Source organism: Cyclobacteriaceae bacterium (genome assembly GCA_013141055.1).
In the GTDB taxonomy this organism is placed as follows: Bacteria; Bacteroidota; Bacteroidia; order Cytophagales; family Cyclobacteriaceae; genus ELB16-189.
The window spans coordinates 421,339-436,880 of sequence record JABFRS010000002.1 but is presented as its reverse complement, the minus strand read 5'-3'; the positions used below and the strand labels follow the sequence as shown (position 1 = coordinate 436,880).

Genomic DNA, 15,542 nt, shown 5'->3' with positions numbered 1-15,542 from the left:
TTCAGGCAATCATTTTTTCGATAGGGATGACCAGAATGCCTTCTGCTCCGAATGATTTAAGCTGACCAATCTTTTCCCAGAAGTCATTCTCATTTACAACAGAGTGAAGAGAAGACCATCCGGTTCTGGTAAGAGGCATGATCGTCGGACTTTTCATTCCGGGGATCAGTGACGTTATCTTTTCAATGGCTTCATTCGGACAATTCAGAAGGATGTACTTGTTGCTCTTGGCGGAGTTCACTGCTTCAATTCTGAAAAGAAGCTGATCAAGAATTCCCTGCTTTTCGGTAGTTAACTTTGGACCGGCGATCATCACTGCTTCAGATTGCATTACGACTTCGACTTCACGAAGTCCGTTGCTCAACAATGTGCTGCCAGTACTAACGATATCGAAGATGGCATCTGCAAGACCAATCCCGGGAGCGATCTCTACCGATCCGCTGATCTCATGAATGCCGGCCTTGATTTTATTCTTGTCGAGAAACTGTTGTACAATATTAGGGTAGGAGGTTGCAATATTTTTGCCTGCGAGCCAGGAGATGCCGGTGTAGTTTTCTGCGCGGGGCACGGCAATGGATAACCGGCATTTGGCAAAATCAAGACGCTTGATCAGTGTATTGTTCTTTTGCTTTTCCGCATAGACGTTTTCACCTACAATGCCAACATCCGCTATGTTGTCTTCAATGTATTGAGGGATATCATCATCGCGGAGAAAGAGGATCTCTACGGGAAAATTCCTTGCCTGTGTTTTTAACTGATCTCTTCCATTACTGATAGATAATCCACTTTCTTTAAGAAGTTCCAGGGATCCCTCTTGCAGCCTTCCTGATTTCTGTATCGCTATTCTCAACAACTCTTTCATACACGTTAAAATTACTTTCTGATTATGATCTGATAAATAAAAAAAGGCCTGCCGCGTGGCAAGCCTTTTAATATGCTTTGTATTTTTTCAAAACATAAACCTGCCAATCAACATGCTAATGCATGATGGTGGTGCAGATGGATGTTTTGTGTTTTTCTCATGATGGATGCAAAGAAAGGACGGTTTTGAGAATAAACAAACCAATTTTGGAGAAAAAATCCGGTTTGGCACCCGAATTCGATTTCGCCCGTGTCTGGCCCGTCATAGCAGTCATCAAAAGACCATTCAAATCTTTAACTTTGCTTCATCTGAATTCAGGACTTTAAATCAAAACTGGTATTCAGCGCTTCGGAAATAGAAATTAGGTAAATGAGAGCAGGCTCGCTGGTATTTTTTGTCGTCATCTTATTGGGTTGCTCGGATAACAAAGAGCTCCGTCTTCAAAAGTTCCTTCTGAAAGGAAACCTTTCCCTGAAAGAACACAGCACCGATCAGGCACTCTACTATTTCAATGAGGCTATCCTGGTCGACCCTTGTTATGTTCCTGCCCTCAACAATCTGGGAACGCTTCACTTTCAGGCGAATCGCTGGGACGAAGCTTTGCCATTCTATAATAAAGCCATCTCATGTAATCCTGAATATCTGGAGGCATACTTTAACCGTGCCAATACCTTTTATGAATTGAATGAATACTTCAATGCCCGGAAAGACATAGAGAAAATAATTGCTACCAGGCCTGACACTGCCGTAGCGTATTTTATGAAAGGACTCGTTGAAACAAAAATGAGAGACTTTAATGGTGCGCTGATCTCTTTTGAAAAAGCGATGAGTCTGGATACTGCAAATGTTGATTATCTCGTCAACCATGGTACTGTAAATTACTATTTGTCAAGGTTTGAAGAAGCAAAGCAGGACCTTCAGAAAGCAATTCGTCTCAATTCAAAAGAACCTAACATCTACAATACATTATCCATGATTGAGATCAGCAGGGGAAATCTTAACGATGCCATGATACTGGTCAATGATGCCATCAGACTTTCTCCGGATCAGCCATACTTCATTAACAATCGTGGTTACATACTTTTAATGCAGAATAAATTACCGGAGGCACTGGTCGAGATTGACAGAAGTATATTGCTGGATCCCGACAATGGCTGGGCTTATCGCAACAAAGGCATCTACCGGTATCTTACAGGTGACTATTCCAATGCAGTAAGATTGCTGGAACAGAGTAACAAAATGGATTCGTTCATTGATAAGATCCATTACTACCTGGGAATGGCTTACTGGAAGAACAATCAGAAGAAAGAAGCCTGTGAGCAATTTAATCTTTCAGAAAAAGCAGGAGATAAGATGATACCTGCCGAACTGTTCAGAGCATGCAAGTAGATCGTTTACTCACACAGCTATCAGAACGACTTAAGAAACCTTTGCCCGGAGCAGAAGCACATGAACCCATGCGCGCTGTTTCTTTGGGAGATGTTCGTCCCAACTTTACTCATAAGTTGCCTCCCAAGCCTGGCGCAGTCCTCATATTATTATATGAAGAGAATGGAAAGCTTTATTTCCCTTTAACGAAGCGTGCTGAGTATGCGGGTACGCACAGTGGACAAATAAGTCTTCCGGGTGGTAAAGCAGAAGGCGATGAAACTTCTGAACAGACTGCCTTTCGGGAAGCGCAGGAAGAGATAGGTATTGATCCAACGAAAGTTGAACTGATTGGAATGTTGAGTCAGTTCTTCGTGATCCCCAGTAATTTTATAGTCACGCCTGTGATAGGATTCTATCGTTCAGATCCCAAATTCGTTCCCGATCCTTTCGAAGTGGCCGGCATACTGAAGGGGAGTGTTGATGAATTGATCAAAGACAATGCGGTGCTCACAAAGGAGATACTTGTGGCAAAAACATTCCGTATGGAGGCTCCGCATTTTCTGGTGGAAGACGAAATAGTGTGGGGTGCAACGGCGATGATGCTGAGTGAATTCAGAAGTGTCCTTCGTGAATTATCTCTTTAGAAAAACTCTCCGAGACCAATCGTAAACGTAAACGACTCATTCCCGAATCCAAAGTCGAGGGTAAGATTCGTATTGGATTGTTTATTGAATTTTACACGTGCACCGAAACCACCGGCGGGATTGACTTGTGAGAACTGTTCGTTGTCTGCTTCCGATAGCGACTGGACATTGGCGAATAGAACGGCTCCCAGCAATCCATTCTTTGAAATATCAAAACGATATTCCGCTTCCAGGTAGAGCATGTGTTTTCCTCTGAACCGTGATTGGGAAAATCCGCGACCGGATCGTTGACCGAACTCAAGTTGTGTTCCCGGTAAATTGAAATAAGGAACATCTCCAAACGATCCCCAATAGAATGCCCATATAGCAATGATCTTTCTCTTTGTGTCGCTGAGAGATTTGTATTCCCTGTAGTCAAGATAGGCGGTGCTCCATCGGCTTTGATTGGCGAGGTAGGGTGGATTGACGCGATAAATAAAGTTGATGTAATGTCCGTGATCCGGATTGATAGAGTTCTTTCTATCATCGTACAGGGCATTGATGGTGATACCGGTGGAGAAAGATGTTTCATCTGTTCCGGAGCCATGCCTGTCGAAGGCAGTAGAGTCTCCCGAGTCACTTACTTTATAATACCGGTCGTAGTTAATTCCAAGTCCTGCGTACAGATAACCTTTGATTCTTCTGTTAGCAGTTCCATAGAATCTTACGTTGTTATACTTCAATCTGAATTGATCTTTCTTTTCAGTTGAACTGCCAAGACCATAGCTGTATTGAGTTAAGCTGCTGATGCGGAATTCTACCGGGATGTTCCAATTGTTTTTGGAAGTCCAGAGATTGATCTTCGTTCCAAAGCCGAAGTTTTCGACAAGGTCGGTATAGGGCAGGAAGTAGACACTTGATATGTTGGTCGAGTCAATGTGACCAAATGTAAACGCAGCGTTGATAGAGGAAACTAATATCTGATCACCACCTGAAGTAGTGGAAGAAACAGGAATGATAGAGAATGAAATTCTTTTACGATCGGGTGGTTTGGGTTTGATATTGATCTTCAATGCCTTGACGAGGATTTCGATCAGATCTTTTTGAGGGTGACGTCTGTTGACACGATTCATCTGTCCCACGCACTCTAAGCATGTCGCAAAACATATTATCAAAAGGAATGAATACGGGAGTACGCGTGTCAGGCAAGCCTGGGATTAAGGTTAAAGAGTATGATTAGATTAAAAAAACTATGCCAGCTGACGGTAAATTTAGCCATTTGAAGCTATGATCAGGGCATGGTCAGGACAGACACTGAGTAGAATCTGAATAGAGACTGGGTAGGATCTGAGTAGACTCTGAGTAGAGACTGGGAAGGATCCGGCATGGATCAGGGAGGGATAGGAGAGGCAACCGAGATGAATCAGAGAGTGATCCGACATGGATCAGAGAAACAACAGAGAGTAATCAGAGGCGAATCAGAGAAGAATAAGGGAATAGATGGGGAAAAGCACTGTTTTATAGGGGATCGATCAGAGACGAATCAGAGGTTTATCAGAGAAAGCAGCGTTTTTATAGGGGAAACATCAGAGACGAATCAGAGAATCATCAGAGAAAGCACGCAATGGTAGCTGAAAAGTACGAGGAACGTCCGAGGAACGTTCGAGAAACACCCCCAAAAACCCTCAAATTGGGCTAAAAACGAAGAAAATGGGGTAAAAAGAGAATGCAAATTTGAATAAGAGAACAAAAAACGGGGAATGGAGGGTGAAAAGAGGTTTTTGGAGGGAAATAGTTGAAGAAGGGATGGATGGGAAGACCTTAAAATGAGGTGAAAAAGGCTTTAGAACAAGACCCTTTGTATTTCTAAGGCCTGAAGGGCTGAGATTTATTAGCCCTGGCCTTAGGCCAGGGTTTGCTATGCAAACGTGTATTTAAGCCCTGAAGGGGGCGAGATTGTTGTTGTGTATTCGCACGTCGGAAGCAACGCTTATGATGGTCCGTGATCCTTTCTCTAAAGAAAAAGGGCTCCTTCATCAAGAGCCCTTTCCATTCCAAAAGTTATATCAACTTATTTCTTCTTCTTCGCCGCTTTCTTAATCGACTTCTTAGCAGCTTTCTTCACAACCTTCTTCGCCTTCTTTACTACCTTTTTCGCTTTAGCCTTCTTGCCTGCGATCTTCTTGAAAGCTTTCTTCGCAGCCTTCACCACCTTCTTGATAGTAGCTCCGGCTTTCTTTGCCACAGACACTTTCTTTTTTGCCTTTGGCTTCGATGCAACAGGAGTCCTGGCTGCTTCAGCCTTGTTGGCAGCGATCTGCTTAGCCATCAGGTTCAAAGCAGAACCGGCCTTAAACCAACCGATCTGACTTGCATTGTAAGTGTGGTTAACTTTAATAGTATCCTTGCTGCCGTCCTTATGATTCAACACTAATGTAAGTTGTCTTTCAGGTGCGAAAGATGTCAAATCCGGGAAGTCTACAGTATCATCTTCCTGGAACTTATCGTAATCTGCTTCATTGGAGAACGTGATCGCCAGCATTCCCTGTTTCTTCAGATTGGTTTCATGAATACGTGCGAATGACTTCACCAGTATTACCTTCATTCCAAGATGTCGAGGCTGCATTGCTGCGTGCTCGCGTGATGAACCTTCACCGTAGTTCTGATCTCCAACAACAATAGAAGAGATGCCAGCCGCTTTGTAGGCACGCTGTGTTGCAGGTACCGGACCATACTGACCCGTCAGCTGATTCTTGACGCTATCGGTCTTATCGTTAAAGAAGTTGGTTGCACCCGTAAGTGTATTGTCAGAGATGTTATCAAGGTGTCCGCGGAAACGAAGCCATGGACCGGCCATTGAAATATGATCTGTTGTACATTTTCCTTTAGCCTTGATCAGGAGCTTTAATCCTGTCCAGTTCTTTCCATCCCACGCTGCGAATGGACTCAATGCCTGGAGACGTTTTGATTTAGGATCGATCCTTACTACAACCCCTCTGCCGTCTTTCGCAGGAGCGATGAAGCCCGGATCCTTTACATCAAATCCCTTAGGAGGGAATTCAACGCCCTTTGGTTCATCAAGCTTAACTGCCACACCATCTTCATTGAGAAGGGTGTCTTTCAATGGATTGAATGTAAGGTCACCGGCAATGGCAAATGCTGTTGTAATTTCCGGAGACGCTACAAATGCGTGTGTATTCGGATTGCCATCATTTCTCTTTGCAAAGTTCCGGTTAAAGGAAGTGATGATGGAGTTTCTTCTGTTGGGATCATTGGTATGGCGTGACCACTGACCGATACAAGGTCCGCAGGCATTTGCCATGACAACACCACCCATCTTTCCAAAGATTTCAAGATAGCCATCACGATCAACCGTGTAGCGAACCTTTTCAGAACCAGGAGTGATGGTGAATTCAGCTTTCGCCTTCAGTCTTTTATCTACTGCCTGCTTGGCAAGAGATGCAGAGCGGGAAATATCTTCATAAGAAGAATTGGTACAAGATCCGATAAGACCAACTTCCAATACCTGCGGCCATCCATTGCTGCGAACTTCATCAGCAAACTTTGAGATAGGGATCGCACGGTCAGGAGTGAAGGGACCATTAACATGAGGCTCGAGCGTTGTAAGATCAATCTCATACACCTCATCAAAATACTTTTCAGGAGTTTTATAAACTTCAGGATCGCCTGTTAAATGTTCTTTTACTTTATCCGCAAGTTTTGCAACTTCAGCGCGATCAGTTCCTCTCAGGTACTGGGCCATTTTCTCATCATAACCGAAAGTAGAAGTTGTCGCTCCGATCTCTGCACCCATGTTACAGATAGTTCCTTTACCTGTACAGGATAAAGACTTTGCACCATCACCAAAATATTCAACAATAGCGCCGGTTCCACCTTTTACAGTAAGGATACCAGCGACTTTTAAGATCACATCTTTTGAAGAAGTCCAGCCACTCAGTTTACCAGTCAACTTAATACCGATAAGCTTTGGCCATTTTAGTTCCCATGCCATCCCTGACATAACATCCACTGCATCAGCACCACCCACACCAATTGCAAGCATGCCTATTCCACCGGCATTAACTGTATGAGAGTCAGTACCGATCATCATACCACCCGGGAAGCCATAGTTTTCAATTACCACCTGATGAATGATACCGGCACCTGGTTTCCAGAAACCAATGCCATATTTATTTGAAACGGATTCAAGAAAGCTGAACACTTCACCGCTTGCAGTGATAGACTCTGCTAAGTCCTGCTTCGCACCATTCTTTGCAAGCACAAGGTGATCGCAATGAACTGTTGAAGGCACCAGAACTTTTGGAATACCACCTGACATGAACTGAAGCAACGCCATCTGAGCCGTTGCATCCTGCATCGCAACACGGTCTGGTGCGAAGTCAACATATGATTTACCTCGTCCGAAAGCCTGGATGTTCTGAGACGAATGCAAGTGGGAGTAAAGGATCTTTTCAGAAAGAGTAAGGGGTTTTCCTACGACTTTTCTTGCTGCGGCAATGCGGCCTGGCATCGCGTCGTAGAAGGCCTTGATCATGTCTAAGTCGAATATCATATAATTCGTTTTTCAGGGTTAGAACCGCTAATGTACCACACCTTTTACCATGATTCAAAACAAAAAAGGCCCTTATCGGGCCTGTTATTGGTGTTTTGAATGGTTCTAAATAGATTATAAATGTGGTTGCGGGCTATTGATGAAATTCAGGAATTCACGCTTGATGTTTTCATCCTTGAACTTGCCTGAGAAATAGGCGCTACCGGTTTTACTGTTGGTATCTCCAACGCCGCGCATAGCAACGCACATATGATTTGCATCCATTACAACGCCCACGCTGTCAGTGTGCAAGATTCTTTCAAGCTCCTTACCAATCTGAACGGTTAATCGTTCCTGAACCTGTGGACGCTTTGCGAAATACTGAACGATGCGATTGATCTTGGAGAGTCCGATCACTTTTCCGGATGAGAAATATGCAACGTGTGCTCTGCCGTAAATTGGTACAAGGTGATGCTCACAATGGGAGTAGAAAGTAATTTCTTTCTCCACCAGCATCTGATCATAGTTATACTTGTTATCAAATAATTTGATCTGAGGTCTGTTCTTTGGATTCAATCCGCTGAATACTTCCTTTACATACATCTTGGCAACGCGCTTGGGTGTGCCGCTAAGACTGTCGTCGGTAAGATCAAGGCCGAGCGTAGTCATGATCTCACGAATGTGACCTTCTATCTTCTCAATCTTCTCCTCATCACTCAGCTTGAATGCATCTTCACGCAGGGGAGTGTTGACGGAACTCCCTGAGTGATCATCTTCCTGATCATTTTCATCAAATGGCTGGATATTCAACGAAATTTCTTTCTGTCTCATAGAGTTTAATTTTCAGTTCAAATTTGGGATCAATCAGCTTTCGCAGAATCTGCCATATCACAATCGCAATATTCTCCACCGTTGGATTCAAAGCTTTGAAATAGGGAGTATCTAAATTAAGGTTTTTGTGATCAAAATGATCAAGAATATTGGCTTTAATAAGGTCGCTGAGGATTTTCAGATCGTAAACATATCCGGTAGCGGGGTCAGGTTCACCAATGAGGGTGACAATGAGATCATAGTTATGCCCATGGAAATTCGGATTGTTACATTTTCCAAAAACAGTATCATTCTTCTCATCCGTCCATTCAGGATTGTATAACCTGTGTGCTGCGTTGAAATGTTCCTGCCTGGATATCGCTACTTTCATTCTCAATAAAAACAGAATATAAACGGAATGGTTCAGCCCCAAACTTACTTTTTATCTGCGTAAATGGTATGAAACAGCAAAAGGGATCAAAAATGTGCTTTTCCGATAGTGTGTTTATCGTCGAAGCTGAAGGTATCCTTTCAACTCCCGGCCATCCCTGATATGGATCCTGTAAAAGTAAGTTCCTGAGCCGAGTTCCTTGCCGGAATCATTACGTCCTTCAAATCTCTTGAGATGGTCGTTGTTGTCGTATCCTGACATATCAAAAACTTTATCTCCCCACCGGTTAAAGATCTCGACCCGTGATTCACTGGGTAGAGATTGGATCCTGAAATATTCATTGAGTCCATCACCATTAGGAGAAATTCCGTTGTACACCATCAACTCTCCAAAGACTTCAATGCTAAGGCTTCCGGCTGTACACTTTCCACCCATGTCACAACCCGTGATGGATAGCTGATCTGTTCCCTCAAATTCCGCCACGGTGGAGTAATCCACAGAAATATTTGAAGCCATGACAGAAGTCGCAGCTCCACGAGCGGAATGTATTTGAAGCGTTGTCAGGTCGAGATTATTTTCCGGATCACTTATAACGGAGGAGATAGGTATGACGAGGATCTCCCCGGAATTTGCTTTATAAGAGGTCACTGATACACTGGGCACCTGGTTAAAGATGATGTTGGTTGTTGATGCGTTACTTGTGTTATAGACACCCTGCACAAGGATTTTGATAGTTCTTGTAACCGTCGATGAAGAGGCGGGAATAAGATTTTTGTACGTCACGGATCGCAAGGCAGTCTGATAGTTTGGAATGGAAGAAGCACCTGTTAGCGAGAGAATACCCGTAGAAGTATCGTAGCTCCCTGAAACACCAACCTGATCTGTAAAGAGCAAACGATCTTCAGCAGTTTGAAGTCCGCCCGTAATTGAAACGGATGCAGATACAAGAAAAGTATTATCGGCATCACTGATTGTTATTCCGTTGTTGATGAAAAGATCATCTTTTACATGAAGCGCATTTGATGTGATGGGAGATAATACCGGAGGCTGATTGATCACATTGATTGTATTCGTAGAAGTATTGCTGTTGCCCGATCCATCAAACACCGTACATGAGAAAGTGCGAACTCCCTGAGACTTGTTTCCTGCAATATTGTAATAAGCCACCGACCGCATAGCCGTTTGATAATTGGCAACTGAGCTTGTTCCGCTTAGCGTAAGCACGCCGGACGGCCCATCAAAACTTCCTGTTATCCCATTCTGATTAACAATACCGAGCACGTCTTCTAAAGGTTGATGACCTGAGGAAATAATAACAGTGGCAGAGGAGAGATCCGTGTTATCAGGGTCGGTAATTGAGATCGTATTGTCGACGATCACTTCGTTAAATGTATAGGTTCCGGGAACAGCGGTCGATGTGATGGTGGGTGGCGTATTGGCTCCGCTGCAAGCGACTGCAACATCAACCGTGTAAATGCCATTCTGTAAAAAGGAAATATCTTCAGAGGTAGAGGTGAAACCAACGTTGCTCGTCCAGCTCACTGAATAGGATGAACCTGTAGTGACCGTTATATCTATTGCACCGTTGGGGGGTGCAGAGCAACTCGTTTGACTTGTTTCAACACCGGAGAGTGTTACGGCAGGAGTGGAAGCATCAGTGATGTCAATCAATCCGCTGAAGATCCTTTCCCGCACGCACCCTGTTGAAAGATCTCTGACACTATAACCATATGATCCGCCATTGATGAAGTTTAAAATGGGGCCATTGTTGATAAGATTATTGGCATCATCATACCAGTAGATCTGGAAGGGGCCAGGTGTGGCAGAGGTTGGAGTGAGTTGAATAAATCCATTGAAAAGACCTGAGCAACTGGTGTTGTTAGACTTAATGATGGTAACGCCAGGTTCAACGGTAGCATTCGGTATGGTTACTGAATTAACGGAACTGAAATTAGTACAGCCTGAAGAATTGTCGAGTACGAATAATGAATAAAAGCCTGCCTTTAGATTGCTGATATCTTCACCGACAGGATCGGGTGAGCCGGGTCCATTCCAGAAGTAAGCATAATTTCCTGATCCGCCGCTGACGGTGATGCTGGCGGCTCCATTAGGAGAAGAACAGCTTGTGACAGAAGTAATATTGTCTACTACTACGGAGAGATTGGCATTGGTTCCAACCGAAATAGATTCAGCGATAATACAGCTGGGGTTATCGATATCTGTTACCTGGACATAATAATATCCGGTGTTCAGATTATCAAGCGAGACGGCTGTTGAGGTTGTTGTGAACGTAGTCTCGGATCCTCCCTGTATCCTCCATTTGATTTCAAAATTGTGAGGAAATGTCACGTCATTAATATCAAACGTTACTTTACCATCTGGGAAAACACAATTTGAACTGTTGACTGCATGAAGCCCTGTTAGAAATCTGAAATCGGTGCTTGCAATTTCAACGGATGCATAATGACTGCATAATGTGCCCTGATCGTAAAGCGTCAGATAGTATGATCCCGATATGAGTCCACTGAATGTGTTGTTGACTGACGATCCTGAAAATGAACCTGATGTAACTGTTGTTTCAGTATCAGTGTACTTATTGCCACGGGTCAATGTATATAAATAAGGCCCGACGCCCGTAAAGGAGGCATCAAAGCTTCCGCTATTTACTCCGCATCCTGTATCTACGATGTTTTCGGTTAGAATACTTCCACTGCAGGTGTAAGGGCAATTGTATCCTACGCTATAGGTCTGTGCCTTTGAGCATCCTGCATTGTCAGTAACGGTAAGTGTGTAATCGCCGGCAACAAGATTGTATATTTCTTCAACATCGTTGGCAATTACATTTCCGACGCCATCGGTCCATACCAAAGCATAAGGTGGAGTTCCGCCGTCACCTTTTTTCCCTGTGATGTAACCGTCACCACCACCAAAGTAGCAAGTCTCCGGACTTTCAAACCCTTCATTTTTAATGTTGAGAGTATGATCTTCGACAAGAAATGTTTTCTTGATGTGCTTGAACTGGGCGATTGCCTGTGAGCCTGAACATAGCAGCACGATAATAACGAAAAATCTTAAGCTATGCATATCCGGGGGTTGAGCAGATGCATGGTTGCTTTTCAAGATAGTACGTATTCCCGAAAAGGCAAAAAAAACCCGCTTGAGGCGGGCTTTTGAGATTTATATGAATGCTTAGCAGAATTCGTCAAACACTTCCACGAGGTGCTCACCGATCATCTGTGCATTTCTGCCTTCAATGTGGTGACGCTCTACAAAGTGAATGAGTTCTCCGTCCTTAAACAACGCAATGGATGGTGAAGAAGGAGGGTAAGGCATTGTTAGTTGTCTTGCTTTAGAAACAGCTTCTGTGTCGACTCCTGCAAATACTGTTGCAAGATGGTCAGGCTTCTTGGCGCTGTTCTGTAGCGCCCACTTTACACCTGGTCTTGCGGCTCCGGCTGCGCATCCGCACACGGAGTTGATCACCAGCAAAGTAGTGCCTTTTTCTTTTTTGATTTGGTTCTCCACCTCGGTAGGTGTCTTCAATTCTTTAAATCCAGCACTGGTGAGGTCTGTTCTCATGGGAGCCACCAGTTGTTCGGGATACATGCTCATAATTGTATTTTTTTAATCAGTAGTTTATATAACAAGTTTAAAGGAATCCTAGTTCCAATTTGGCAGCCTCACTCATCATGTCCTGTGAGTAGGGGGGATCCCAGGTGATTTCGACTTTTACATCGTTCACACCTGTGATAGCCTTGATCTTTTGTTCTACTTCAGCAGGAATTGCTTCGGCTGAAGGGCAGGATGGTGAAGTTAAGGTCATCATCACATGCACATTGTTTATCGGATAGATGCTGATCTCATAGATCAATCCAAGTTCATAGATATCCACAGGGATCTCAGGATCATAGATCGTCTTGATGGCCGCCATGATCTTTTCACGGAGCTCGGGTATCTCCAGTGTTGCTGTATTGGTATCTGTATTTTGTATTTCTGTGCTCATGCCTGTATCTCTGATTTTGTTTTAAAAGCCAACGCATAAAGTTTCATCTGCTTCACCATAGCCGCGAATCCATTGGAGCGTTGTGTGCCAATGAATCTTTCCATTCCTATTTTCTGCATGAAGTACAGTTCGCTGGAAAGAATCTCTTCCGGCAGATGGCCATTGTAAACTCTTATCAGCATGCTCACGAGTCCTTTCGTGATAGCAGTATTACTGTCCGCGGTGAAGAAGAGGCGCTCATGTGTCAATGATGCTGTGAGCCATACTTTCGACTGGCATCCTTTTACGATATTCTCCTCTGTCTTTTCTTCCTCCCTCATCGCCGGCAGTTTCTGGCCCAGCTCCATCAGGTACATGACAGACATTTCAAGGTCTCCATCCAGGATGGAAAAATCTCTTATTATCTCGTCTTGTGTCTCGTTAATGGTCATTTCAAAAACTTGATAATCCGGTCAATTCCTTCTATCAGCCGGTTAATCTCTTCCTTTGTATTATAAACCGCAAAAGATGCCCTTACGGTTCCCTCAATTCCTAATTGATCAATAAGCGGTTGTGTGCAATGATGTCCAGTTCTCACGGCGACACCTCTTGCATCCAGCATTTGTCCCACATCAAAAGGATGAATGCCATCAATGATGAATGACTGAACGCTCACTTTTTCCTTAGCGGTGCCAATGAGTCTTACGCCCTTAAGCTTTGCCAATTCAGAGGAAGCGTAGTGCAGCAGATTATGTTCATGTTCATCGACAGCTTTCTTATCAAGATTATTAATGAACAGAAAAGCCTCTTTGTAGGCAACCACATCCGCGATGTTGGGTGTTCCCGCTTCAAATTTATATGGAAGGTCATTGTACGTTGTCTTTTCAAACGTCACGTTGCTGATCATCTCACCGCCACCCATGTAGGGAGGCATCTTCTCAAGAAGTTCTTTTTTTCCGTAAAGGATTCCGACTCCTGTAGGACCGTACATCTTATGACCGGAGATGCAATAGAAATCACAATCCAGCTGCTGAACATCGATGTCCAGATGGGCAGATGCCTGTGCTCCGTCAATCAATACAACGGCTCCGGCATCATGAGCCTTGTCAATGACTGATTTGATCGGGTTGATGGTGCCGAGACTGTTCGATGCGTGATTAACGGCAACTAATTTTGTTCTGGAAGAGAGCAGTTTGCTGAACTCATCCATATCAAGTTCGCCCGAAGGGGAGACGGGAATGATGCGGAGCTTACAGCCCTTCTCCTCACATACCATTTGCCATGGTACGATGTTGGAATGATGTTCGAGACCTGAAATAATAATTTCATCACCTTCCTTGATGAATGTTCTTCCATAGCTTGCGGCAACAAGATTGACAGCTTCTGTAACGCCTCTGACGAAAATGATCTCTTCTTTATGCTTTGCGTTGATAAACTGCTGTGCGACAACACGCGTTTCTTCAAATGCTTTGGTTGCTTTTTCAGCGAGCGTGTGAATTCCGCGATGGATATTTGCATTGAAGCCTGAGTAATATCCTATCAGTGAATCAATGACTGTTTGTGGTTTCTGAGTAGTGGCCGCATTATCAAAATAGACAAGATCATGTCCGTTTACCTTCTGATGAAGGACCGGAAATTGCTTGCGAATGGTATCTACATTCAATTGACGATGTGCAGTGACAGTTTCCATCAGGAGAAACTCTTTTGAAGCTTTTCGGAGATGAGGGAATCTATATAATTTCTTACCGTTTCATTCTTCATGGAAGAAAGTGTCTGAGCAGCAAAAGCATTGAGCATCATGCCACGAGCCATCTCTTTGGAGATACCGCGTGAGCGCAGATAAAACAGGGCCTCTTCATCCAGCTGACCGGTTGTGCAGCCATGAGAGCATTTTACATCATCTGCCCAGATCTCAAGCTGAGGCTTGGTGTTCACACTTGCGGTTTCGCTTAACAGAATATTTCTGTTGGATTGAAAGGCATTGGTCTTTTGCGCCTGAGGACGCACATAGATCTTGCCATTGAAAACACCTTTTGAATTTCCATCCATCACACCTTTGTACAATTCATTGCTGTTTGAATTGGGCTTGCGATGATCCACGACTGTATGATTATCAGCAATGGTCTTATTTGAGAGCATATACAATCCCGTAAGATTGGCATCAATTCCCTGACCATCGACGATGACAGAAAGATTATTGCGGATCAACTGACCTTCAAAAGTGAAAGTAAAAGAAGAAAGCGTTGCATTGGATGCAAGCTGAATGCGTGTATTGTTGGTTTGGATCTCTGACTTCGATCCGTTCTGGATCATCGTGTACTCAAGATGAGCGTTGTCAGCAACATCAAATGTTGATTGCTTATTGTTGATGTATTGAGTTTCCCCAATGCATTGAGTGTATTCAATGAAGGAAGCTGAGCTTTGAGTGCCAAGAGAAACGGACCATCGCGGATTAGCGAAAACAAATTCCTTTGAATCAAAATAGTATACGATGGCAACCGGATGTTCAATCGATTTTTTGGAGGCAACAGCGATGTGAATAATCTCTGAAGTAAAGGCGTGATTCAGTAAGTCGAACGGATCACTTTCAGCAATTGGTGCTTCCACTGCGGATGCCTGTACTTTTAAGTCCTTGTCAAGAATAACAGAATGTTCTTTTGAGAAATGCCCGTTTATAAAAGCAATGACATTGCACCTGAGGTCCTGGATGACCTGAACAGGAGCGGAGATGTTTTTAGGATGAGCTCCACCGATGTTGAGATTTTCAATTTTCTCAAGAGTTCTGCTGATGGGAGTGAATTTATATTCTTCACTTTTAGATCCGGGCAGGCCTTTGCTTGCCAACAGTTCCATCGCCTGAATGCGTGAAGCTTCACTCTTGAAAGGTTGCTTATCAAAAGCTGTCTGAATATCCAGTAATAAATTCTTCTTTTCTGTGAGAGTACTCATAC

13 protein-coding genes are annotated in these 15,542 nt (G+C 43.8%); 2 read left to right on the top strand and 11 right to left on the bottom strand.

Going from position 1 to position 15,542, the window contains the following annotated elements; all coding sequences use genetic code 11:
- Position 1: 1 nt before the first annotated feature.
- Entirely contained in the window at positions 2-862 is an 861-nt protein-coding gene (locus tag HOP08_16415; protein ID NOT76513.1) for an ATP phosphoribosyltransferase, read from the bottom strand.
- A 369-nt stretch (positions 863-1,231) separates the two neighbouring features.
- On the opposite strand from HOP08_16415, the gene HOP08_16410 reads away from it, so the two are divergent.
- Together HOP08_16410 and HOP08_16405 are read left to right on the top strand one after the other, a co-directional pair.
- Positions 1,232-2,251, top strand: coding sequence for a tetratricopeptide repeat protein (locus HOP08_16410; protein ID NOT76512.1), 1,020 nt, complete (start codon positions 1,232-1,234; stop codon positions 2,249-2,251).
- A gap of 68 nt (positions 2,252-2,319) precedes the next feature.
- The gene (locus tag HOP08_16405; GenBank protein NOT76511.1) at positions 2,320-2,877 is read left to right on the top strand and encodes a CoA pyrophosphatase; all 558 of its coding nucleotides are present in this window, start codon (positions 2,320-2,322) and stop codon (positions 2,875-2,877) included.
- On the opposite strand, the gene HOP08_16400 is transcribed toward HOP08_16405, so the two are convergent.
- The 10 genes from HOP08_16400 to sufD all read right to left on the bottom strand — a co-directional run bounded on the left by HOP08_16400 (position 2,874) and on the right by sufD (position 15,540).
- Positions 2,874-3,989: a BamA/TamA family outer membrane protein gene (locus tag HOP08_16400; GenBank protein NOT76510.1), complete on the bottom strand. Its 1,116-nt coding sequence runs from the start codon at positions 3,987-3,989 to the stop codon at positions 2,874-2,876. The two genes, HOP08_16405 and HOP08_16400, sit on opposite strands and share 4 nt — an antisense overlap.
- A 938-nt stretch (positions 3,990-4,927) precedes the next feature.
- Positions 4,928-7,429 (bottom strand): aconitate hydratase, encoded by a 2,502-nt coding sequence (locus tag HOP08_16395; protein NOT76509.1) that lies wholly within the window; start codon positions 7,427-7,429, stop codon positions 4,928-4,930.
- A 114-nt stretch (positions 7,430-7,543) separates the two neighbouring features.
- The gene (gene folE, locus HOP08_16390) at positions 7,544-8,239 is read right to left on the bottom strand and encodes a GTP cyclohydrolase I FolE (GenBank protein ID NOT76508.1); all 696 of its coding nucleotides are present in this window, start codon (positions 8,237-8,239) and stop codon (positions 7,544-7,546) included.
- Positions 8,199-8,609, bottom strand: a complete 411-nt coding sequence (locus tag HOP08_16385) for a 6-carboxytetrahydropterin synthase (protein NOT76507.1) — start codon at positions 8,607-8,609, stop codon at positions 8,199-8,201. The genes folE and HOP08_16385 overlap by 41 nt, the downstream gene beginning before the upstream one ends.
- A gap of 114 nt (positions 8,610-8,723) precedes the next feature.
- Positions 8,724-11,693, bottom strand: coding sequence for a gliding motility-associated C-terminal domain-containing protein (locus HOP08_16380; GenBank protein ID NOT76506.1), 2,970 nt, complete (start codon positions 11,691-11,693; stop codon positions 8,724-8,726).
- A 105-nt stretch (positions 11,694-11,798) separates the two neighbouring features.
- Positions 11,799-12,215, bottom strand: a complete 417-nt coding sequence (locus tag HOP08_16375; protein ID NOT76505.1) for a BrxA/BrxB family bacilliredoxin — start codon at positions 12,213-12,215, stop codon at positions 11,799-11,801.
- A gap of 43 nt (positions 12,216-12,258) precedes the next feature.
- Positions 12,259-12,612, bottom strand: a complete 354-nt coding sequence (locus HOP08_16370) for an SUF system Fe-S cluster assembly protein (protein NOT76504.1) — start codon at positions 12,610-12,612, stop codon at positions 12,259-12,261.
- Positions 12,609-13,043, bottom strand: coding sequence for a SufE family protein (locus tag HOP08_16365; protein ID NOT76503.1), 435 nt, complete (start codon positions 13,041-13,043; stop codon positions 12,609-12,611). The genes HOP08_16370 and HOP08_16365 overlap by 4 nt, the downstream gene beginning before the upstream one ends.
- On the bottom strand, positions 13,040-14,281 hold the full coding sequence (locus HOP08_16360; protein ID NOT76502.1) for a cysteine desulfurase: 1,242 nt from the start codon (positions 14,279-14,281) through the stop codon (positions 13,040-13,042). Before HOP08_16360 ends, HOP08_16365 begins: the two co-directional genes overlap by 4 nt.
- Positions 14,281-15,540 (bottom strand): Fe-S cluster assembly protein SufD, encoded by a 1,260-nt coding sequence (sufD, locus tag HOP08_16355; GenBank protein ID NOT76501.1) that lies wholly within the window; start codon positions 15,538-15,540, stop codon positions 14,281-14,283. Before sufD ends, HOP08_16360 begins: the two co-directional genes overlap by 1 nt.
- Positions 15,541-15,542 lie beyond the last annotated feature (2 nt).

Coding starts and splice junctions, on each gene's coding strand:
- HOP08_16415 (NOT76513.1), bottom strand. CDS start 862: ATGAAAGAGTTGTTGAGAATAGCGATACAGAAATCAGGAAGGCTGCAA.
- HOP08_16410 (NOT76512.1), top strand. CDS start 1,232: ATGAGAGCAGGCTCGCTGGTATTTTTTGTCGTCATCTTATTGGGTTGC.
- HOP08_16405 (NOT76511.1), top strand. CDS start 2,320: ATGCGCGCTGTTTCTTTGGGAGATGTTCGTCCCAACTTTACTCATAAG.
- HOP08_16400 (NOT76510.1), bottom strand. CDS start 3,989: ATGAATCGTGTCAACAGACGTCACCCTCAAAAAGATCTGATCGAAATC.
- HOP08_16395 (NOT76509.1), bottom strand. CDS start 7,429: ATGATATTCGACTTAGACATGATCAAGGCCTTCTACGACGCGATGCCA.
- folE (NOT76508.1), bottom strand. CDS start 8,239: ATGAGACAGAAAGAAATTTCGTTGAATATCCAGCCATTTGATGAAAAT.
- HOP08_16385 (NOT76507.1), bottom strand. CDS start 8,609: ATGAAAGTAGCGATATCCAGGCAGGAACATTTCAACGCAGCACACAGG.
- HOP08_16380 (NOT76506.1), bottom strand. CDS start 11,693: ATGCATAGCTTAAGATTTTTCGTTATTATCGTGCTGCTATGTTCAGGC.
- HOP08_16375 (NOT76505.1), bottom strand. CDS start 12,215: ATGTATCCCGAACAACTGGTGGCTCCCATGAGAACAGACCTCACCAGT.
- HOP08_16370 (NOT76504.1), bottom strand. CDS start 12,612: ATGAGCACAGAAATACAAAATACAGATACCAATACAGCAACACTGGAG.
- HOP08_16365 (NOT76503.1), bottom strand. CDS start 13,043: ATGACCATTAACGAGACACAAGACGAGATAATAAGAGATTTTTCCATC.
- HOP08_16360 (NOT76502.1), bottom strand. CDS start 14,281: ATGGAAACTGTCACTGCACATCGTCAATTGAATGTAGATACCATTCGC.
- sufD (NOT76501.1), bottom strand. CDS start 15,540: ATGAGTACTCTCACAGAAAAGAAGAATTTATTACTGGATATTCAGACA.